14 protein-coding genes are annotated in these 16597 nt (G+C 72.1%); 12 read left to right on the top strand and 2 right to left on the bottom strand.

The window, feature by feature from the left end; translation table 11 throughout:
• Positions 1 to 634: 634 nt before the first annotated feature.
• The 11 genes from ACLII4_RS18245 (at position 635) to ACLII4_RS18195 (ending at position 12593) form a co-directional block, all read left to right on the top strand.
• Complete coding sequence (locus ACLII4_RS18245; protein ID WP_412068832.1) at positions 635 to 1123, top strand: YceD family protein; 489 nt, start codon at positions 635 to 637, stop codon at positions 1121 to 1123.
• A gap of 39 nt (positions 1124 to 1162) precedes the next feature.
• Complete coding sequence (gene rpmF / locus ACLII4_RS18240) at positions 1163 to 1351, top strand: 50S ribosomal protein L32 (protein ID WP_412068831.1); 189 nt, start codon at positions 1163 to 1165, stop codon at positions 1349 to 1351.
• Between the two features lie 115 nt (positions 1352 to 1466).
• A complete protein-coding gene (gene plsX, locus ACLII4_RS18235; protein WP_412068830.1) occupies positions 1467 to 2495 on the top strand; it encodes a phosphate acyltransferase PlsX in 1029 nt (342 codons plus the stop codon).
• Positions 2496 to 2525: 30 nt separating this feature from the next.
• Positions 2526 to 3557: a beta-ketoacyl-ACP synthase III gene (locus ACLII4_RS18230; protein ID WP_412068829.1), complete on the top strand. Its 1032-nt coding sequence runs from the start codon at positions 2526 to 2528 to the stop codon at positions 3555 to 3557.
• Between the two features lie 44 nt (positions 3558 to 3601).
• On the top strand, positions 3602 to 4525 hold the full coding sequence (gene fabD, locus ACLII4_RS18225) for an ACP S-malonyltransferase (RefSeq protein ID WP_412068828.1): 924 nt from the start codon (positions 3602 to 3604) through the stop codon (positions 4523 to 4525).
• A 2-nt stretch (positions 4526 to 4527) separates the two neighbouring features.
• A complete protein-coding gene (locus tag ACLII4_RS18220) occupies positions 4528 to 5337 on the top strand; it encodes a hypothetical protein (RefSeq protein ID WP_412068827.1) in 810 nt (269 codons plus the stop codon).
• Between the two features lie 39 nt (positions 5338 to 5376).
• Entirely contained in the window at positions 5377 to 6120 is a 744-nt protein-coding gene (gene fabG / locus ACLII4_RS18215; protein ID WP_412068826.1) for a 3-oxoacyl-[acyl-carrier-protein] reductase, read from the top strand.
• 175 nt (positions 6121 to 6295) lie between these two features.
• Positions 6296 to 9250 (top strand): PAS domain S-box protein, encoded by a 2955-nt coding sequence (locus ACLII4_RS18210; RefSeq protein WP_412068825.1) that lies wholly within the window; start codon positions 6296 to 6298, stop codon positions 9248 to 9250.
• 98 nt (positions 9251 to 9348) lie between these two features.
• Positions 9349 to 9726 (top strand): response regulator transcription factor, encoded by a 378-nt coding sequence (locus ACLII4_RS18205; protein ID WP_412068824.1) that lies wholly within the window; start codon positions 9349 to 9351, stop codon positions 9724 to 9726.
• A gap of 176 nt (positions 9727 to 9902) precedes the next feature.
• Complete coding sequence (locus ACLII4_RS18200) at positions 9903 to 11738, top strand: DEAD/DEAH box helicase (RefSeq protein WP_412068823.1); 1836 nt, start codon at positions 9903 to 9905, stop codon at positions 11736 to 11738.
• Between the two features lie 3 nt (positions 11739 to 11741).
• Complete coding sequence (locus tag ACLII4_RS18195) at positions 11742 to 12593, top strand: ChaN family lipoprotein (protein WP_412068822.1); 852 nt, start codon at positions 11742 to 11744, stop codon at positions 12591 to 12593.
• A gap of 74 nt (positions 12594 to 12667) precedes the next feature.
• Here the strand turns inward: ACLII4_RS18195 and ACLII4_RS18190 are convergent, their stop codons facing one another.
• Entirely contained in the window at positions 12668 to 13252 is a 585-nt protein-coding gene (locus ACLII4_RS18190) for a hypothetical protein (protein ID WP_412068821.1), read from the bottom strand.
• A 143-nt stretch (positions 13253 to 13395) separates the two neighbouring features.
• On the opposite strand from ACLII4_RS18190, the gene ACLII4_RS18185 reads away from it, so the two are divergent.
• Positions 13396 to 15897, top strand: a complete 2502-nt coding sequence (locus ACLII4_RS18185) for a TonB-dependent receptor (protein ID WP_412068820.1) — start codon at positions 13396 to 13398, stop codon at positions 15895 to 15897.
• A gap of 163 nt (positions 15898 to 16060) precedes the next feature.
• On the opposite strand, the gene ACLII4_RS18180 is transcribed toward ACLII4_RS18185, so the two are convergent.
• Positions 16061 to 16579, bottom strand: coding sequence for a hypothetical protein (locus ACLII4_RS18180; protein WP_412068819.1), 519 nt, complete (start codon positions 16577 to 16579; stop codon positions 16061 to 16063).
• Positions 16580 to 16597 lie beyond the last annotated feature (18 nt).

Genomic DNA, 16597 nt, shown 5'->3' with positions numbered 1-16597 from the left:
GGGCGAGTCGTCTGGGAAAAATGGGAGCGAGGGGGACCCGGAATATCGGACATGCCGGCCCCATCGGGTAGGGGGGTGGGCACCGAAAGGTCGGAGTTGTCCACATGTCAAACGAGTGTCGCTGCCCTGTAGGCCCTCTGGGGGCAGGTTCCGCAGTTTGGTTGTCCACGGGCGCCGCCGCCGTTGGTGGAAAGGCGATGTGGTTGGGGGGCAACGGGATGTAGTCCGCCTGTGGAGTCGTGGACCGTCAGATTGCACGGAGATGACGGGGGTGGGCGTCTGCGTCATGGTTTCGCAATCAGGTTATCCACACCGTGTCAACGCAGCGCTTCGAGTGAAGGGCGAGGTGCCCTCCGGAGATTCCCGATGCACATGCGAGTACCCTCCGGGCGGGGCCTTTGCCGTCGGCTGGGGGCGGCGCACAGGGCCGTGCGGGAGCCCGCCCACCGGCCGTCGGACGTGGTGCCGCCGCCGCGGCGCGGGCCGAGGAGGGCGTGTGGGGGGCGTGTCAACATCGCGTGAGGCCCTTGTCGCGTGCTTGCTCGGCGACCTACCTTCGCGGGCTCCCGAGGGCGGATGCCCTCTCTGCGGGCCTCGGCCCGCGTTCCTTGACGACCAGCGCTCGACCGACGCCGTGTTCCGGGTCTCCATTGCCTCGCTCACCGACGGCCTCCACCAGGAGACCGCCCACCCGACGGCCGACGACCTCGGCCTCGACCCCGACGTCTTCTCGGACGTGGAGGTGGCCCTGACGCTCGACCTGTCCGAGCGCCGCGTGCTCGCGGCGTACACGGCCCGGGCGACCGCCCGGCTCGAATGCGACCGGACGCTGGACCTGTACGACCAGCCGGTTGAGGGCTCGCACGCCGTCGTGTTCACCGTCGACGCCATCAGCGCCGACGACGACGAGACGCTGCCGCTCGAGGCCGACGCCCAGGAGGTCGACCTCACGCAGTCCGTGCACGACACGCTGCTGCTGGCGGTCCCGCTCCGGCACGTCAGCCCGGCCGCCGCCGAGGCGGAGCTCCCGACCGCGTTCGGCAGCCCGTCCAAGGACGAGCCGGCCGACGACCGATGGGCCGCCCTCCAGGCCCTCCGCCCCGACGGCGGCGACGACTCTTAATCCCGATCCTCCGCCCGTAGGGCGCACCCTCCGACTCCGATGGCCAACCCCAAACGCAAGCACTCGAAGGCCCGCACCGGCCACCGCCGCTCGCAGTACAAGGTCAAGAACGTGCCGACGCCCACCGAGTGCCCGAACTGCGGCAACGCCAAGCTCCAGCACCGCGCCTGCCCGACGTGTGGGCACTACCGTGGCCGTGCCGTGATCGAGACCGCCGACGCGCTCTAGCGCTCCGCCGTCTCGCCCCGTCGACGCCCGCGTCCGCCCGCTGAGGGTGGGGGCGGGCGCCGTCTGTAATCGGGGTATCTTGGCGTCCCCTCTCCGCCTGCCCGTCCCGCCTGCCATGCCCGTCCGAGTCGCCGTCGACGCCATGGGCGGAGATCACGCCCCGGGCGTCGTCGTGGAGGGCGCGCTGGAAGCGGCCGCCGAGGCTGGCGACCGGGTCGACGTGATCCTGGTCGGGCGCGCGACCGAGATCGCCGCCGAGTTCGACCGGCTGGGTGGCGGGGCCGACCGCGTCCGCGTCGTCGACGCGGCCGAGGTGATCGGGATGGGCGAGAGCCCGACCATCGCGCTCCGTGCCAAGCCGCAGTCGTCGATCCACGTCGGCGTCGGCGCCGTCAAGTCCGGCCGCGCGGACGCGTTCGCGAGCGCTGGCAACACGGGCGCTGTGATGGCCGCGTCGCTGTTCGGGCTGGGGCGGCTGCCCGGCGTGCTGCGCCCCGCGCTCCCCGGCTACCTCCCGACACCCTCGGGCACGTGCATCCTGCTCGACGTCGGCGCGAACGTCGAGGTCCGCCCTGAGCACTTGGTCCAGTTCGCCCGCATGGGCGCCGTCTTCGGCTCGGCGTTCCTGGGCAAGGACGACCCGAGCGTCGGGCTCGTCAACGTGGGCGAGGAGCCGGGCAAGGGGACCGACACCATCAAGGAGGCGCACGCGACGCTGGCGGCGCTCGGCGAGCGCGGGGCGCTGCGCTTCGTGGGCAACGTCGAGGGCCGCGACATTTTGCAGCACGCGGCGGATGTCTGCGTCTGCGACGGGTTCGTGGGCAACGTCGTCCTGAAGCTGGCGGAGTCGATCGCGACGATCCTGCCCACGATGGTCAAGGCCGAGATCGGCCGCCAAGAGCTGGCGCCCGAGGCGGCGCAGACCGTCGGCGGCGTCTTGAAGGGGATGCTCGCGCCCTTCGACTACCAGGCCTTCGGCGGCGTCCCCCTCCTGGGCTTGGACGGCACGATCGTGATCGGCCACGGCGGCTCGTCCGCGCGCGCCATCCGCCAGATGGTGCTCAGCACCGCCTCGCTCGTCGAGCAGAACCTGACGGCGCGGATCGCCCGCGCCCTCCGCGACCCCGACGGCTCCGACGCCTAGCGCCGGCCCGTTTCTCTTATCGGCTCCCGCATGCCCAACCCGACCGCTGCCGTCACGTCCGTCGGCAAGTACCTCCCGCCGGACCGCATCACGAACGCCGACCTCGAGACGATGGTCGACACGAACGACGAGTGGATCCTCTCGCGGACGGGGATCGCCGAGCGCCGCATCTTGCGCGACCCCGACAAGGCGACGGCGTTCATGTCGACCGAGGCCGCCAAGGAGTGCCTCGCCAAGGCGGGCGTCGACGCGTCCGAGATCGACTGCATCTTGGTCGCGACGGTCACGCCCGATCTGGTCTTCCCGTCGACGGCCTGTCTCGTGCAGACGATGCTCGGCGCCGACAAGGCGTGGGGCTACGACATCTCGGCGGCGTGCTCGGGCTTCCTGTACGCGCTCACGACGGGCGCCAAGATGATCGAGGCCGGGATGCACCAGAAGATCCTCGTCATCGGCGCCGACACGATGAGCCGCATCGTCGACTACACGGACCGGGCGACGTGCATCATCTTCGGCGACGGCGCGGGCGCGGTCCTGTTGGAGCCGACGAGCGACGGCACGGGCGTGCTGGACACCGTCCAGTACGTCGACGGGAGCGGCGTCGAGTCGCTGCTGATGCCGGCGGGCGGCTCGCTCCGGCCGGCCACGCACGAGACCGTCGACGCGCGCTTGCACTACGCCCGCCAGGACGGCAAGACCGTCTTCAAGCGGGCCGTCGTGGGGATGGCCGAGGCCGCGGCCGAGATCTTGGAGCGCAACGACCTCACCGGCGACGACATCCGCTACCTCGTCCCGCACCAGGCCAACTTGCGCATCATCGACGCGACCGCGCGCCGGATGGGCATCGGGCCGGACCAGGTGATGGTCAACATCGAGCACTACGGCAACACGACCGCCGCCACGCTCCCGCTCTGCCTCGCCGACTGGGAGGACCAGCTCCGCGCCGGCGATAACCTGGTGCTCGCGGCGTTCGGCGGCGGCTTCACCTGGGGCGCGACCTGGCTCAAGTGGAGCTACGATGGGGGCAAGGGGGACGGGACAAGGGGCGAGGGGGCCTCTTAACTCTGCCTCTTTCCTCGTCCCTCTTTCCTCTTTCCTGTTCTTCGATGCTCGCCTTCCTCTTCCCCGGCCAGGGCTCCCAGACCCCCGGCATGGGCGCCGACCTCGCCGACCTCCCGGCCGCTCGCGCCCTCTACGACGAGGCCGACGCCGTCTTGGGCTTCTCGCTGACGGACCTCATGTTCGGCGACGACGGCGAGGCGCTGAAGCCGACCGAGATCACGCAGCCGGCGCTGTACACGCACAGCCTGGCCGCCGCCGCCGCGCTGGGCGAGCGGGGCGTGACGCCCGACGTGGCCGCCGGGCACAGCCTGGGCGAGTGGAGCGCGCTCGCGGCCGTCGGCGCGATGTCGTTTGCCGACGGCCTGCGCGCCGTGCGCCGCCGCGGCGAGCTGATGGCGAGCGCGGGCGACGTCCGCCCCGGCGCGATGTCGGCCGTGCTCGGGATGGACGCGGCCGCCCTCGAGGCCGTCTGCCAGCAGGCGACCGAGGCCGGTGAGGGCGAGGTCGTCCCGGCCAACTACAATGACCCCGGCCAGATCGTGATCTCGGGCGACGGCCCGGCCGTCGAGCGGGCGGGTGCGCTCGCGAGCGAGGCCGGCGCGCGGCGCGTCGTCCCGCTCCCCGTCTCGGGCGCCTTCCACAGCCCCTTGATGGCGTTCGCGCGCGACGGCTTGGCGGAGACGCTGGCGGCCCTCGACCTCCGCGCGCCGTCGTGCCCGGTCGTGCTCAACGTGACGGCCGAGCCGACGACCGACCCCGAGGAGATCCGCCAGCGGCTGCTCGACCAGCTCACCGCGCCCGTGCGCTGGGCCCAGTCCGTCGAGCGGATGGCCGCCGAGGGCGCGACGCGCTACGTCGAGGTCGGCACCGGCAAGGTGCTCTCCGGGCTCGTCCGCCGCACGCTCGGGCGCGACGCCGTGACGGCGCAAGCGGGGACCGCCGCCGAGGTGGCCGCGGTCGAGGCCTGACCATGGCTGACCGGACCTACTCCGAGCGCGAAGTCGCCGACCTCATCGGCCGAGCCGTCGAGCGCCAGCAGGAGGCCGCGACGCCCCACGCCGAGGTCGGCCTGACGCTGGCGGAGGTCGAGCGGATCGGCCGCGAGACCGGCATCGACCCGACGCACCTGCGCGCCGCCGCGGCCGAGATGGATGCCGCCGGCCGGACCTTGTCGCGCCAGTCGGGCCACACGAACACGCACGTCACCGTCGAGCGCTGGGTCGATGCGTCGCTGACGCCCGAGGGGTGGGAGGACATCGTCGCTCGCCTCGAAGCAGAGATCGGACTCGACACCGCCCTCACGCACCCCGGGACCGTCCAGCAGGTCGGCAACGCCTACGAGTGGAGCCACACGTCGGGCCTGGGGATCCGAACGACCGTCACCGCAAGCCCGCGCGACGGGCGGACCCGGCTCCGCTTGCGCCAGCTCGTCGGCTCGGCCGGCGTGCGGACGGAGGGCGTGATCTACGGGCTGGCGATCGCCGTCGTAGCGGCGTTCATCGCGACGGCCGCCGCCAGCGGCGCGGTCGGGTTCGCGACGTTCGCGCTCGTGTGGGCCCTGGCGGCCCCGGCGACGATGGTCCTCGACCGGCGCTGGCGCGACAAGAAGCTGCGTGACCTCGACGCGCTCGCCGACGGCCTGGCTCCTCTGGTCTCAGGGCCCTCGCACGTGGCGGAGCCCCCGGCGCCGGCTCGTCCCCTTCTCGATCTCGACGACCTGGACCCTGAGCCGCCGGATGCGGAGGGCTCGGGCTCGGCGTCACGCCGTGCCCGCAGCTAGTCGCCGGTGCGATCTTCCCAGCCCCTTGCTTCAACGCCCATGACTCTCGACCTCACCGACAAGAACGTCCTCGTCACCGGCGGCACGCGCGGCATCGGCCGGGCCATCGTCGAGGCGGCCGCCGCCGCCGGCGCGCGCGTCGCGTTCACGTACCGCTCGTCCGCCGAGACCGCCGACCAACTCGTCGAGGCGCTCGGCGGGACCGACCGCGCCATCGGCATCCAGGCCGACGCCGCGAACGCGGAGGATGCGGCGGCGGCCGTCGCGACGGTCACCGACACGTGGGGCACCATCGACGGACTCGTCGTCAACGCTGGCATCACGCGCGACGGGCTGATGATCCGGATGGACGCCGAAGCGTGGCAGGCCGTGATCGACACGAACCTGACGGGCGCCTTCCACGTCACGAAGGCGGCGTACCGCCCAATGATGAAGCAGCGGGCCGGGAGCATCGTCACCATCTCGTCGGTCGTTGGCGTGACCGGGAACGCAGGGCAGGCCAACTACGCGGCCTCGAAGGCTGGGCTGATCGGACTCACGAAGAGCCTGGCGCGCGAGCTGGGCGGGCGCGGCGTCCGCGCCAACGTGGTCGCGCCGGGGTACATCGAGACCGACATGACGGCCGACCTCGGGGCCGCCGCCGAGGCGCTCCAGGCGCAGATCCCACTCAAGCGGCTCGGCCAGCCCGGCGACATCGCCGCGGCCGTGCTCTACCTCTTGTCCGACGCCGCCGCCTACGTGACCGGCCACGTCTTGCACGTCGACGGCGGGATGGCGATGTAGGGCGTCCCGCCGACCGGCGTGCGGCTCCCCACGCCGGCGGTGGGTGCGGCCCTCAGCCGTGTGGTACGGCACGTCGCCCGGGACCACATCATCTGGCCGGGCCTCCGCCAGCCAGATGACGCGGTCCCGGTCTGAGGAGCGCCGCAACCTACTTGTACATAAGTCGTTACTTCTTATGGCCCCTCCGGAGACCCTGTTCGTCGATGCCGCCTTCCGGATCACAGGGGTCACCCCGGGCATCGAGGCGTGCCTGCCGCTCGGGGTGGACGACCTCGGGCGAGATCTCGACGAGGCGCTCTCGGGGTATGGGTGGCTGCTGGACGACATCCGGACGGCGCTCGCCGGGGGCGATGCGGCACCCTCGCTCCACGACGGCGCGGCGCGGCGCCAGTACCGGTTTTCGGCACGGCCGATGACCGGCGGCGGGGCCGTCGTGACGATGATCGATGAGACGGATCGCGTGGCGAACGAGGCCCGCCTCGCCCAGAGCAACGCTGAGTTCCGTGCGCTCGTCGAGGCCTCGGGACAGGTCGTCTGGCGGACCGACGAGCGGGGGGAGGTTGTGCGCGGCGGTCCAGAACTGGAGCCCTTTGCCACCGGCGACACGAACGCCTGGCTGCAGCAGAACTGGACCGGGGACGTCCACCCGGACGACGCGGTCGAGATGGCGGCGCGGTGGGCCGAAGCCGTCCGGGGACGGACCGCGTACCAAGCTGAGTTCCGGATCCGCGACTCCGAGACGGGGGGGTGGCGGTGGGTGGCGGAGCGCGGCGTACCGATCACGGCCCAGGACGGCGCGTTCCTGGGCCACATCGGCATCCACACTGACATCGACGACGCGCGGCGGGCCACGGAGGCGCTTCGCGCCAGCGAGCGGCGCTTCCGGGCGCTGGTCGGGGCCTCCGCCGAGACCGTCTGGGAGTGCGACGCCGAGGGCCTCGCCATCGGCGACTCCCCGTCGTGGCGGGCGTTCACAGGCCAGACCCTGGAGGAGTGGCAGGGGATGGGCTGGCTGGCGGCCGTCCATCCCGACGACCGAGCGGGGGTGGCGGAGACGTGGGGTGCGACCATCGAGGCGGGGGCCGACTACCACCACGAGTTCCGAGTGCGCCGCGCCTCGGACGGCGAGTGGCGGTGGATGGTCGGCCGAGCGGTTCCGCTCCTCGACGCCGACGGCGCCGTCGAGGGGTACATGGGGATGAACGTGGATGTCACGGAGCAACACGCGGCCGCCGAGGCAATTCGGGTCAGCGAGCGGCGGTTCCGGGCGCTCATCGAGGCCTCGGCCGAGACCGTCTGGGAGGCCGACGCCGAGGGCAACGTCCTGAGCGAGTCGTCGGGATGGGAAGCGACGACGGGGCAGAGCCTGAGCGAATACGCGGGGTATGGGTGGCTGGAGGCCGTCCACCCCGACGATGGGGGGCCGATGGCCGAGGCCTGGCGCGCGGCCACGGCCGCCGGGCTCCCGTTCGAGCGCGAGTTCCGGATCCGCCGCGCCTCGGACGGGGAGTGGCGGTGGACCCGCAGCCGCGCCGTCCCGCTCTTCGACGCCGACGGCGCCGTCGAGGGGTACATCGGGACGACCACCGACATCGCCGACCAGCGCGGGGCGGAAGAAGCGCTCCGCGCCAGCGAGCGGCGGTTCCGGGCGCTCATCGAGGCCTCCTCGGAGACCGTTTGGGAGTCCGACGCCGAGGGCCGCGTCGTCGGGGACTCCGACGTTTGGCAGACGCTCACGGGCCACACGAGCGAGGAGCGGGAGGGGATCGGCTGGCTGGCCGCCGTCCACCCGGACGACCTGCCGGGCGTGCTGGAAGCGTGGACGTCGATCGTCGAGACCGGCGCCGACGGCGACTTCGAGTTCCGCATTCGCCGGGTGGCCGACGGGGGCTGGCGGCGGGTCGTCAGCCATGTGGCCCCGCTCCTCGACGCCGACGGTGTCGTCGAGGGGTACGTCGGGATGGACATCGACGTGACCGAACGCCACGCGGCCAGCGAGGCGCTCCACGCCAGCGAGGCCCGGTTCCGCGCGATGGCCGAGACCGTTCCCGACGTCCTGTTCACGGTGGAGGAGACCGGTGAGGTGAGCTACGTCAGCTCGGCCGGGTTCGCCGAGACGGCTGGGCTCGCCGCAGACGAGCTGATGACGGTCGAGGACTGGATGTCGATGGCCCACCCCGACGACGCAGAGCCACTGCTCGCGGCTTGGACCCGGGCGTTGGAGACGGGCGAATCGTTCGAGTTCCGCTACCGCTCGGACCGTGGCGGGGGCCGTTACCGGTGGGTCATCGTCCGGGCTAGGCTCGTCGCTTCCGACGACGGCTGGCCGCCGCGGTGGTACGGCGCTGCGACCGACATCGACGACCTCGCCCGGGCCGAGGTCGCACTCACCGAGGCCAACGAGACGCTCGAGGCACGGGTCCGGGCGGAGACCGACCGGGTCCGGCACCTTTCCGCCGCGCTCGCCGTCGCCGAGGAGTCCGAGCGCCGTCGGATCGCGGACGTGCTCCACGACGACCTCCAGCAGCAGCTCTACGGGCTGGCGCTCCTGGTGTCGCGGCTACAGTCCGACCCCTCGTCTGACGAGCGCACAAGCTTGCTCCTCCGGTGCGACGCGATCATCGAGGAGGCCACCACCATCGCACGAGGCCTGGCCACGGACCTGGCCCCACCCGCTCTGGACTCGCACGACGCCTGCGACCTCGCGCGGTGGCTGGCCGGGGAGACCGAACGGCTCCATGGCCTGGTGGTCGATGTCGAGGTGGATGACGGGGTTGACGGGCCGTGCCTGGTCCCCGAACTGCCCGCCCGGTCTCTGATGTACCGGACCCTCCGCGAGCTGTTGTTCAACGTCGCCAAGCACGCCGATGTAGACCGGGCCTGTCTCCGGGTCGCGGTCGAGGCGGGATGGCTGCGGATCGAGGTCGAGGACGACGGGCGCGGGTTCGAGACGGAGACGACCGACCACGGGTATGGGCTGGCGAGCATTCGCGAGCGCCTGGCCGTGGCCGGCGGCCGGTTGGAGGTGGCCTCTGCGCCGGGGGCCGGCACGTGCATTCGGCTGGCGATCCCCACCGATGGAGGGGCGGTGCGGCGTGACCAGGGTTCGGCCGTCATCGGACGAACATAGGAGAAACCCTAGGACCGGCAGCGGAAGGGCGCGGGGAGGCCTTTGGGGAGTGTCCCGCTCGTACTCTTGACCTCGCCGTCACGTCTCGTCTGCCGCACATGACTTACCGGATCTGCCTCGTCGAGGACCACCCCGTGGTCCGCGATGCCTACACGACGGTGCTGGCGGACTGCGACGATCTGGAGGTGTTCGGGTCCGTGGCGACCGCTGAAGAGGCCCTGGCGCTCCTCGACGGCGAGGTCTGCCACCTCGTGGTGACCGACATCCGGCTCCCGGGAATGAGCGGCCTCGACCTGGTCACGCGGCTGGCGACGGAGCGGCCCGATGTCCGCACGCTCGTCATCACGGGGCAGGAGGCGGCGGCGTTCGAGCCCCGGGCGATGGCGGCCGGGGCGATCGGGTTCTTGCCCAAGCGCCGCGCCGCGCGCCAGCTCATCCCGACCATCCGCGCGGCCCTGGGCGTCGGGACCAACTAGCGAGGGGAGAACTCCGGCGGAAGACCCCTGGGGCGGAGCGCTCGCACGGGCCTCGTGCGTAGCATGGGTGTGGCGCGGACCGTCCGCGCCGGCGCAGCGGCCCCTCTCCGGGGCCGGCGCCCGCGACGCCGGTCGGGAGAGATGACCCCGGGCGGCCCCTCTCCCCTCCCGACTCCATGGCGTTCAAAGCCGTCTTCGACCTCACGCAAAAGGCCCAGAACGAGGCCAAGGCCGACCGCAAGCTCACCACCCCCTTCGACGACCCCGACCCCGACCGCGAGGTGGCGGGGATCGCGGACCTCCCCGAGCGGCTCCAGCAGGGCGTCGAGGCGCTCGGGTGGCCGGCGCTGATGCCCGTCCAGGCCGAGGCCATCCCGTACATCCTCGAGAACCGCGACCTCATCGTGCAGAGCCGGACGGGGTCGGGCAAGACGGGCGCCTTCCTGCTCCCGCTGCTCGAAAAGCTCGACGTCCGCGAGAAGACGACGCAGGCGCTCGTGCTCTGCCCGACGCGCGAGCTGGCGAGCCAGATCCACGCCGAGTTCGAGCGCATGAACGCCGGGCTGAGCGAGGACGAGCGCCTCAATGCCATCCCCGTCTACGGCGGCGTCGGCTACGAGCCCCAGGTCAAGGCCTTCGAAAAGGGCGCCCAGCTCGTCGTCGGCACGCCGGGCCGCATCTTGGACCACCTCGGGCGGGGCACGCTCAAGCTCGACAACCTCCGGACCATCATTCTCGATGAGGCCGACGAGATGCTGTCGATGGGCTTCTTCCCCGACATGATCAAGGTCCGCCGGTACCTCCCGCGCGAGCGCGACTCGTACATGTTCTCGGCGACCATGCCGTTCCAGGTGCAGCGCATCGGCCAGGAGTTCCTGACCGACCCCGTGTTCCTAGCGACGGCCGGCGGCCAGATCCACGTCGAGCAGATGACGCACCGCGCGTACCAGGTCCACCCGATGGACAAGGACCGGTCGCTGGCGACGCTCATCGCGTGGGAGAACCCGACCTCGGCGATCATCTTCGCCAACACGCGCCGCGAGGTCGAGTACCTCGCCAACTTCCTCAATAACTACGGCTACAACGCGGCCGGCATCTCGTCCGACCTCACGCAGAAGGCGCGCGAGAAGACGATGAAGCGCCTGCGCGACGGCGACCTCCGCTTCCTGGTCGCCACCGACGTGGCCGCGCGCGGCATCGACGTGGAAGACCTCAGCCACGTGTTCCAGTACGACATCCCCCAGGACCGCGAGTACTACGTCCACCGCTCGGGCCGGACGGCGCGCGCGGGCAAGGCCGGCGTGTCCATCGCCATCACCACGGCGTCCGACATGCCGACGCTTCGCCTGATCGCGCGGAAGTATGACATCCCGCTCGAAGAGCGCGAGATGCCGACCGAGGCGGAGCTCGCGAGCCGCGTCGGCCAGCGCCTGACGAACCTCTTGGAGGACCGGATGCGCGACCGCTCGAACCTGGAGCGCGAGCGCCAGAGCCGCTTTGTCGCCGTCGCCAAGGCGCTCGTCGAGGAGGGCGAGCCCGAAGTGCTGGCGATGCTGCTCGACGAGGCCTACCAGCAGAGCCTGGGCACGCCCTCGGCGGGCCCGGCCATGGACCGCTCGGAGTCGGCGTACGACGTGCAGCAGCGCGAGGCCAAGGAGGAGCGCGAGGGCGGCGGCCGCAGCCGCTCCCGTCGCCGCGACGACGACGACGAGCGCCCGCGCCGCCGCTCCCGCCGCGACGAAGAGGCTCGTGCCGACGACTCGGACGACACGTCCGACGACGACGCGCCCCACGCCGACGCCCGCGACGACGTCCAGCCGGAGCCCGAGGCGCGCGACGAGCGCCAGCCCTCCGAGGACGACCGCCAGCGGTCCGACGACGACCGTCCCGAGGGCGACGCGGCGCCCAAGAAGAAGCGCCGCCGCCGCAAGAAGAAGTCGTCGGCCTCGCGTGAGGGGTCGGAGACCTCGGCCGAGCCGGTCGCTGAGATGGACGCCAGCGACGAGGGCTAAGCGATGATCGAGCTCTGCACCGCCGCCCTCCTGTTCGCCGCCGCCCCCGACTCGGTCGCCTTCCAGGCGTACGACGCTCGGGGCGCGCAGGTGGAGCTGGCGGCGGTCTGCGGCGCTATCGCCGACGCGGATGTGGTGTTCCTCGGGGAGCAGCACGACGACGCCACGGCGCACGCCATCCAGCTCGAGCTGCTGGCGACCGCCAGCGCGAGTGCTCGTTCCGCCGATCGACCGCTGGTGCTGGCGTTGGAGATGGTCGAGACCGACGTGCAGCCGGCGCTCGATGAGTACCTCGACGACCTCATCCGCGAGCGCGACTGGCTGGCGGCGGCCCGCCCGTGGGGCAACTACGAGGAGGATTACCGGCCGTTGATCGAGTTCGCCAAGGCCGAGGGCCACCCGGTCGTCGGGACGAACGCGCCGGGGCGCTACGTGAGCCTGGTCTCGCGGCGCGGCGGGATCGCCGTCTTGGACAGCCTGTCGGCGACAGCGCAGGCATGGCTGCCGCCCGTCGTGGCCCCGCCGTCCGAGGCGGTGGTGACGGCGTTCACGGAGCTAATGGGCGGGATGCCGCACGGCTCCGGCCCGTCGGTCGAAGGCATGCTGGCGGCGCAGAACCTGCGCGACGCGACGATGGCGTGGCAGATCGCGGAGGCGCTGGCGCTGAACCCTGGCGCGCTCGTGCTCCACGTCAACGGCAGCTTCCACAGCGCGGGCGGGCGCGGCATCCCCGAGCACCTCGCCCGGCTCGCGCCCGGCGCGCGTGTGCTCATTGTGACGATGGCGCCGGACGCCGAGCCCGGCCACGGCGACGATTTCGTGGTGCGGACGGCGGCCCCGGCCAGCGACGATTGATCGCGGCACGACCGGTGCCGGTGGCTCGCCCGTAGCGGCGTATTGCGATACGGCTCTACTACCGAACGCTCCGTCTACGCCTCCCACCGCAGCGTCAGCCGGCGCGGCTTGCGCGCCACTGCGAGCCCGTGCGCCTGTGCCACCGCCTCGACGGCGCGGCGCTCGTCGGCACCGAAGGCCGCGACGACCACGACGCCGCCGGGCGCGAGCCGCGCCGCCAGCGGCGCCAGCGCGGGGCCAACGGCGCGGCGCCCGAGATACGCCACGGCGACCGGCTCGGGGTCGTCGGCGCTTGGCCACCCATCGAGCAGCGACACGCGCGTGGCGTCCGGCCGGAAGCCCTGCGCGGTGAGCGACGCCGCCAGCGCCGGCCGGTCGGCGACCCCGTAGACGCGGACCTCGCGCGACGACGTCCGGCCGTCCGCCACGACGACCGCCGCCCCGCCCCGCTTGTCGCCCGCCACAACGAGCACGCCTGGGACGCGCTCGCGCTCGGCCTCCAGCACGTGCTGGTGGAGCTCCGCGAGGACGGCGGCCGGCAGCGTCGTCAGGCCCGCGTCGCGGACATCGGTGACGACCGGCGGGGCCGTCCGCCGCGCGACGGCGTCGAGCACGGCCGCGGCGGCGGAGCGGAAGAGGCGGGGGGACGAGGGGAGCACGGCCGAAGGTACCCGGCGGGGCACGCCGTCCGGGACGACCCCGGCCCGCCCGCGCGGTATCTTGGCGGTCCCCCTGCGCACGCGCCCTGCCTATCGACCGTTCGACACGCCCTGAATCTCTCCGGTTGAGCCCTCCGCTCCCCATGCGTGTCTCCGTCCAGCCTCTCGCAGGTGCCCTCCGTTTCGCCCTCCTGGCCCTCGCCCTGACCGTCGCCGCGACGGGCGCGAGTGCCCAGGTCTGGGGCGAGCTCTCCGGCCGCGTCACCGACGACACCGGCGTCGCCGTCCCGGCCGCGTCCGTGCTCATCGAGGGGACCTCCTTCGGCACGAACACCGACGGCGACGGCCGCTACGGCTTCCGGGTCCCCGAGGGGACGTACCCGATCCGCGTCTCGTTCGTCGGCTACACGACCGTCCGCGACACCGTCGTCATCCGGCGCGGCGCGACGACGCGCTACGACGCCGTGCTGGCGGGTGCCATCGGCGAGATCGGCGACGTGGCCGTCGAGGGGGCGGCCGAGCGGGGCGTGGGCGTGTCCCGCATCGACCCTCGGACCGTCCGCGATATGCCCCTGCCCATGGCCGACGCCATCCGAGGCGTCAAGACGGAGCTGGGCGTGACCTCGTCGAACGAGCTGTCCAACAGCTTCTCCGTCCGCGGTGGGAGCTACGACGAGAACCAGTTCTTTATCGACGGCTTCGAGATCTACCGGCCCCTCCGGATCAGCCAGGGCGAGCAGGAGGGGCTGGGGCTCATCAACGGCGACCTGACCTCGCGGATGACGCTCTTCGCGGGGGGCTTCCCGGTCCGCTACGGCGGCAAGCTCGCCTCGGTCTTGGACGCGACCTACGCCGTGCCCGAGGGCGTCCCGAGCGGGACCGCCTACGTCTCGACGCTCGACGCCGGCGCCCAAGTCGGTGGCCAGCTCGGCGAGCGGCTCGGGCTGGCGGTCGCCGCTCGCAGTGCCCGCCCTCAGCGGTTCTTCGCCGGCCAGGAGCTCGACGGCGCCTACGACCCCGACTTCCGCGACGCCCAGGGCGTCCTCGACTGGGAACTGGCGGACAACCACACGCTGCGCGGTCTCGGCCTCTACGCCCGCCACCGCTTCCGGCTCGCGCCACGCCAGCAGCAGACCACGTTCGGCATCTACCCGAACCTCGTCCAGACCGTCGCGCGCGACTTCGAGGGCGTCGAGGAGGACGGCTATGACATCGCCTTCGGCGGCGCGCTCCTGAGCAGCACGTTCGGCGAGGCCGTCCGGGCCGAGCACCGCGTGTCGGTGTTCTCCATCGACGAGTTCGAGACCTACGACGTGACCTCGCGGACCTCGCTCTACCGCCGCGAGCAACGGCCGGAGGGCTCCCAGGCCGACCTCGACCGGTTCCTCGAAGGCCAGACGCTGCAGCGGGACGTGGCGGACAACGACATCAGCCAGACCATCCTGACGGCGCAGGGCCGCTACCTGCTCGACCTCGGCCAGCACAGCGTCGACGCCGGTTGGCAGGCGCGGACCCTGCGCTTCGACGACCGGATCGACGAGCTCACGCGGTTCACGGGGCAAGTCGGCGGCGGCGAGATCGACTCCGTCGATGCCCGCGTGCTCGTTGCCGACACCACGTTCTCGTCGGTGCAGGGCGCGCTGTGGGTCGAGGACGCCGTCCGCCTCGGTCGGCTCACCGTCACCCCGGGCGTGCGCGCCGACTACTTCGCCTACAACGAGGAGCTGACGCTCTCGCCGCGCCTGGGCCTCTCATACACGCTGTCGCCGGTGACGACGCTGGCGGGCGCCTTCGGCATCTACCACCAGGCGCCGACGTACCGCGAGCTGCGCGGCGATCCGGACCCCGGCGCCTCGGCTTTCAATACCCTCGACGGCCGCATCGACAGTCCCCGCGCCCTGCAGGCCGTCGTCGGGTTCGAGCGGTTCTTCCCATCGCGCCGGTTGTCGCTCCGCGCCGAGGCCTACGCCAAGCGTTTCGAGGACCTGATCTCGTACGACGTCGAGAACGTCCGCGTGGTGTACTCGGCCGAGAACGACTCCGAGGGCTACGCCGCCGGCCTCGACCTCCAGCTGCGCGGCGAGCTGGTGCCGGGGAGGGAGAGCTGGATCAACTACGGCTTCCTAGTCACCCAGGAGCGGTTCTACACGCCCGAGGCGACCGACGAGCAGACGCTCGACGAGTTCGCCGCGCGCGGCGGCGGCGACTGGGTCCGCCGCCCGACCGACCGGCGCCACAACCTGTCCATGTTTATCCAGGACTACGTCCCCGGCGACGACACCTGGACGCTCCACATCCGGACGCTCTACGGGTCCGGCATCCCGACGACGGCCCCGGCCCGCAACGAGGACCTCTCGATCAACGCCATCTCCGTCTTCGTCGAGGGCCCCCGCAACCGGATCGAGCTGCCCAGCTACTTCCGGTTCGATCTCGGCGCGACCAAGAAGCTCCGACTCGCGGACCTCGCGACCGGGACGCCGCTCGAGCTGCTGGCGACCGTCGAGGTCCTCAACGTGTTCGACCAGACGAACGCCGTGGGCTATTCGTGGGTCGAGCAGTTCTCCGGCGACCGCCGCATCTACACGGCCGCCCCGACGCGCCTGACGCCCCGCGCCCTCAACGTCCGCTTCCGCGTGGACTTTTAACGGGGGACGAGGAAAGGGCAGGCCCCCCCGGCGGGCTCCCCGTGCGACTACATCCAGCGGAGGCCAGGAGGGACATTGGCGATGGGCAGGCGCGCCGAGGGTTCTGAATGAGCCTCTGCTTGGCCCTCGTTCCCCGCCCTCTTCCCTGGCAAGCGGAGCGAGCCTAGGGCCGGCGGAAGCGGACGGTCAGGGTGCCGCGGTTGCTCCGCTGATCTTGGTAGAGCGTCGGGTCGAAGGCCTGGAGGTCGACGCCCGTCCGCTCGAAGGTGTTGGCGAGCACGCGCGGCGACTCGCCTTCGTAGGTCAGCACGAACTCGGCCGGGAGGAAGAGGTCGGCGAGGTCGTCACGGTCTTCCTGGGTGACGCCGGTGAACGTGGCACGGCCCCGCGCGGCGGTGACCGACAGGTCGACGCGCCGCGTCGGCGCGTCGGGGTAGCGGATGCGCAGGAGCGCCTGGTCGTCGGCGCCGAAGATCTCGAGCGAGGTGCCGGCGAGGTCGAGCCGGGCGCCCAGGTCGGCCGTCGGCAGCCCCTGTGTGACGGGGTCGAAGGTCAGCGCTTCGAGCGAGTAGACCCCGTCGATGAGGGCGAGGTCGCGGCCGGGGTTGTTCGAGTCGCAGCCCGAGAAGGCGAGAAACGCGAGCACGACGGCGAGAAGGGCGCAGCGAGGGCAGGTCGGCATGGGGGGCGTCCGGGGAGA

Origin of the sequence: Rubrivirga aquatilis, from assembly GCF_046845665.1 — a bacterium.
Classification (GTDB): domain Bacteria; phylum Bacteroidota; class Rhodothermia; order Rhodothermales; family Rubricoccaceae; genus Rubrivirga.
This window is presented reverse-complemented; position numbering and strand designations above follow the sequence as displayed.

Bases quoted from the DNA above. Each gene is read 5' to 3' on its own strand.
- rpmF (WP_412068831.1), top strand. From the start codon at position 1,163: ATGGCCAACCCCAAACGCAAGCACTCGAAGGCCCGCACCGGCCACCGC.
- plsX (WP_412068830.1), top strand. From the start codon at position 1,467: ATGCCCGTCCGAGTCGCCGTCGACGCCATGGGCGGAGATCACGCCCCG.
- ACLII4_RS18230 (WP_412068829.1), top strand. From the start codon at position 2,526: ATGCCCAACCCGACCGCTGCCGTCACGTCCGTCGGCAAGTACCTCCCG.
- fabD (WP_412068828.1), top strand. From the start codon at position 3,602: ATGCTCGCCTTCCTCTTCCCCGGCCAGGGCTCCCAGACCCCCGGCATG.
- ACLII4_RS18220 (WP_412068827.1), top strand. From the start codon at position 4,528: ATGGCTGACCGGACCTACTCCGAGCGCGAAGTCGCCGACCTCATCGGC.
- fabG (WP_412068826.1), top strand. From the start codon at position 5,377: ATGACTCTCGACCTCACCGACAAGAACGTCCTCGTCACCGGCGGCACG.
- ACLII4_RS18210 (WP_412068825.1), top strand. From the start codon at position 6,296: ATGGCCCCTCCGGAGACCCTGTTCGTCGATGCCGCCTTCCGGATCACA.
- ACLII4_RS18205 (WP_412068824.1), top strand. From the start codon at position 9,349: ATGACTTACCGGATCTGCCTCGTCGAGGACCACCCCGTGGTCCGCGAT.
- ACLII4_RS18200 (WP_412068823.1), top strand. From the start codon at position 9,903: ATGGCGTTCAAAGCCGTCTTCGACCTCACGCAAAAGGCCCAGAACGAG.
- ACLII4_RS18195 (WP_412068822.1), top strand. From the start codon at position 11,742: ATGATCGAGCTCTGCACCGCCGCCCTCCTGTTCGCCGCCGCCCCCGAC.
- ACLII4_RS18185 (WP_412068820.1), top strand. From the start codon at position 13,396: ATGCGTGTCTCCGTCCAGCCTCTCGCAGGTGCCCTCCGTTTCGCCCTC.
- ACLII4_RS18180 (WP_412068819.1), bottom strand. From the start codon at position 16,579: ATGCCGACCTGCCCTCGCTGCGCCCTTCTCGCCGTCGTGCTCGCGTTT.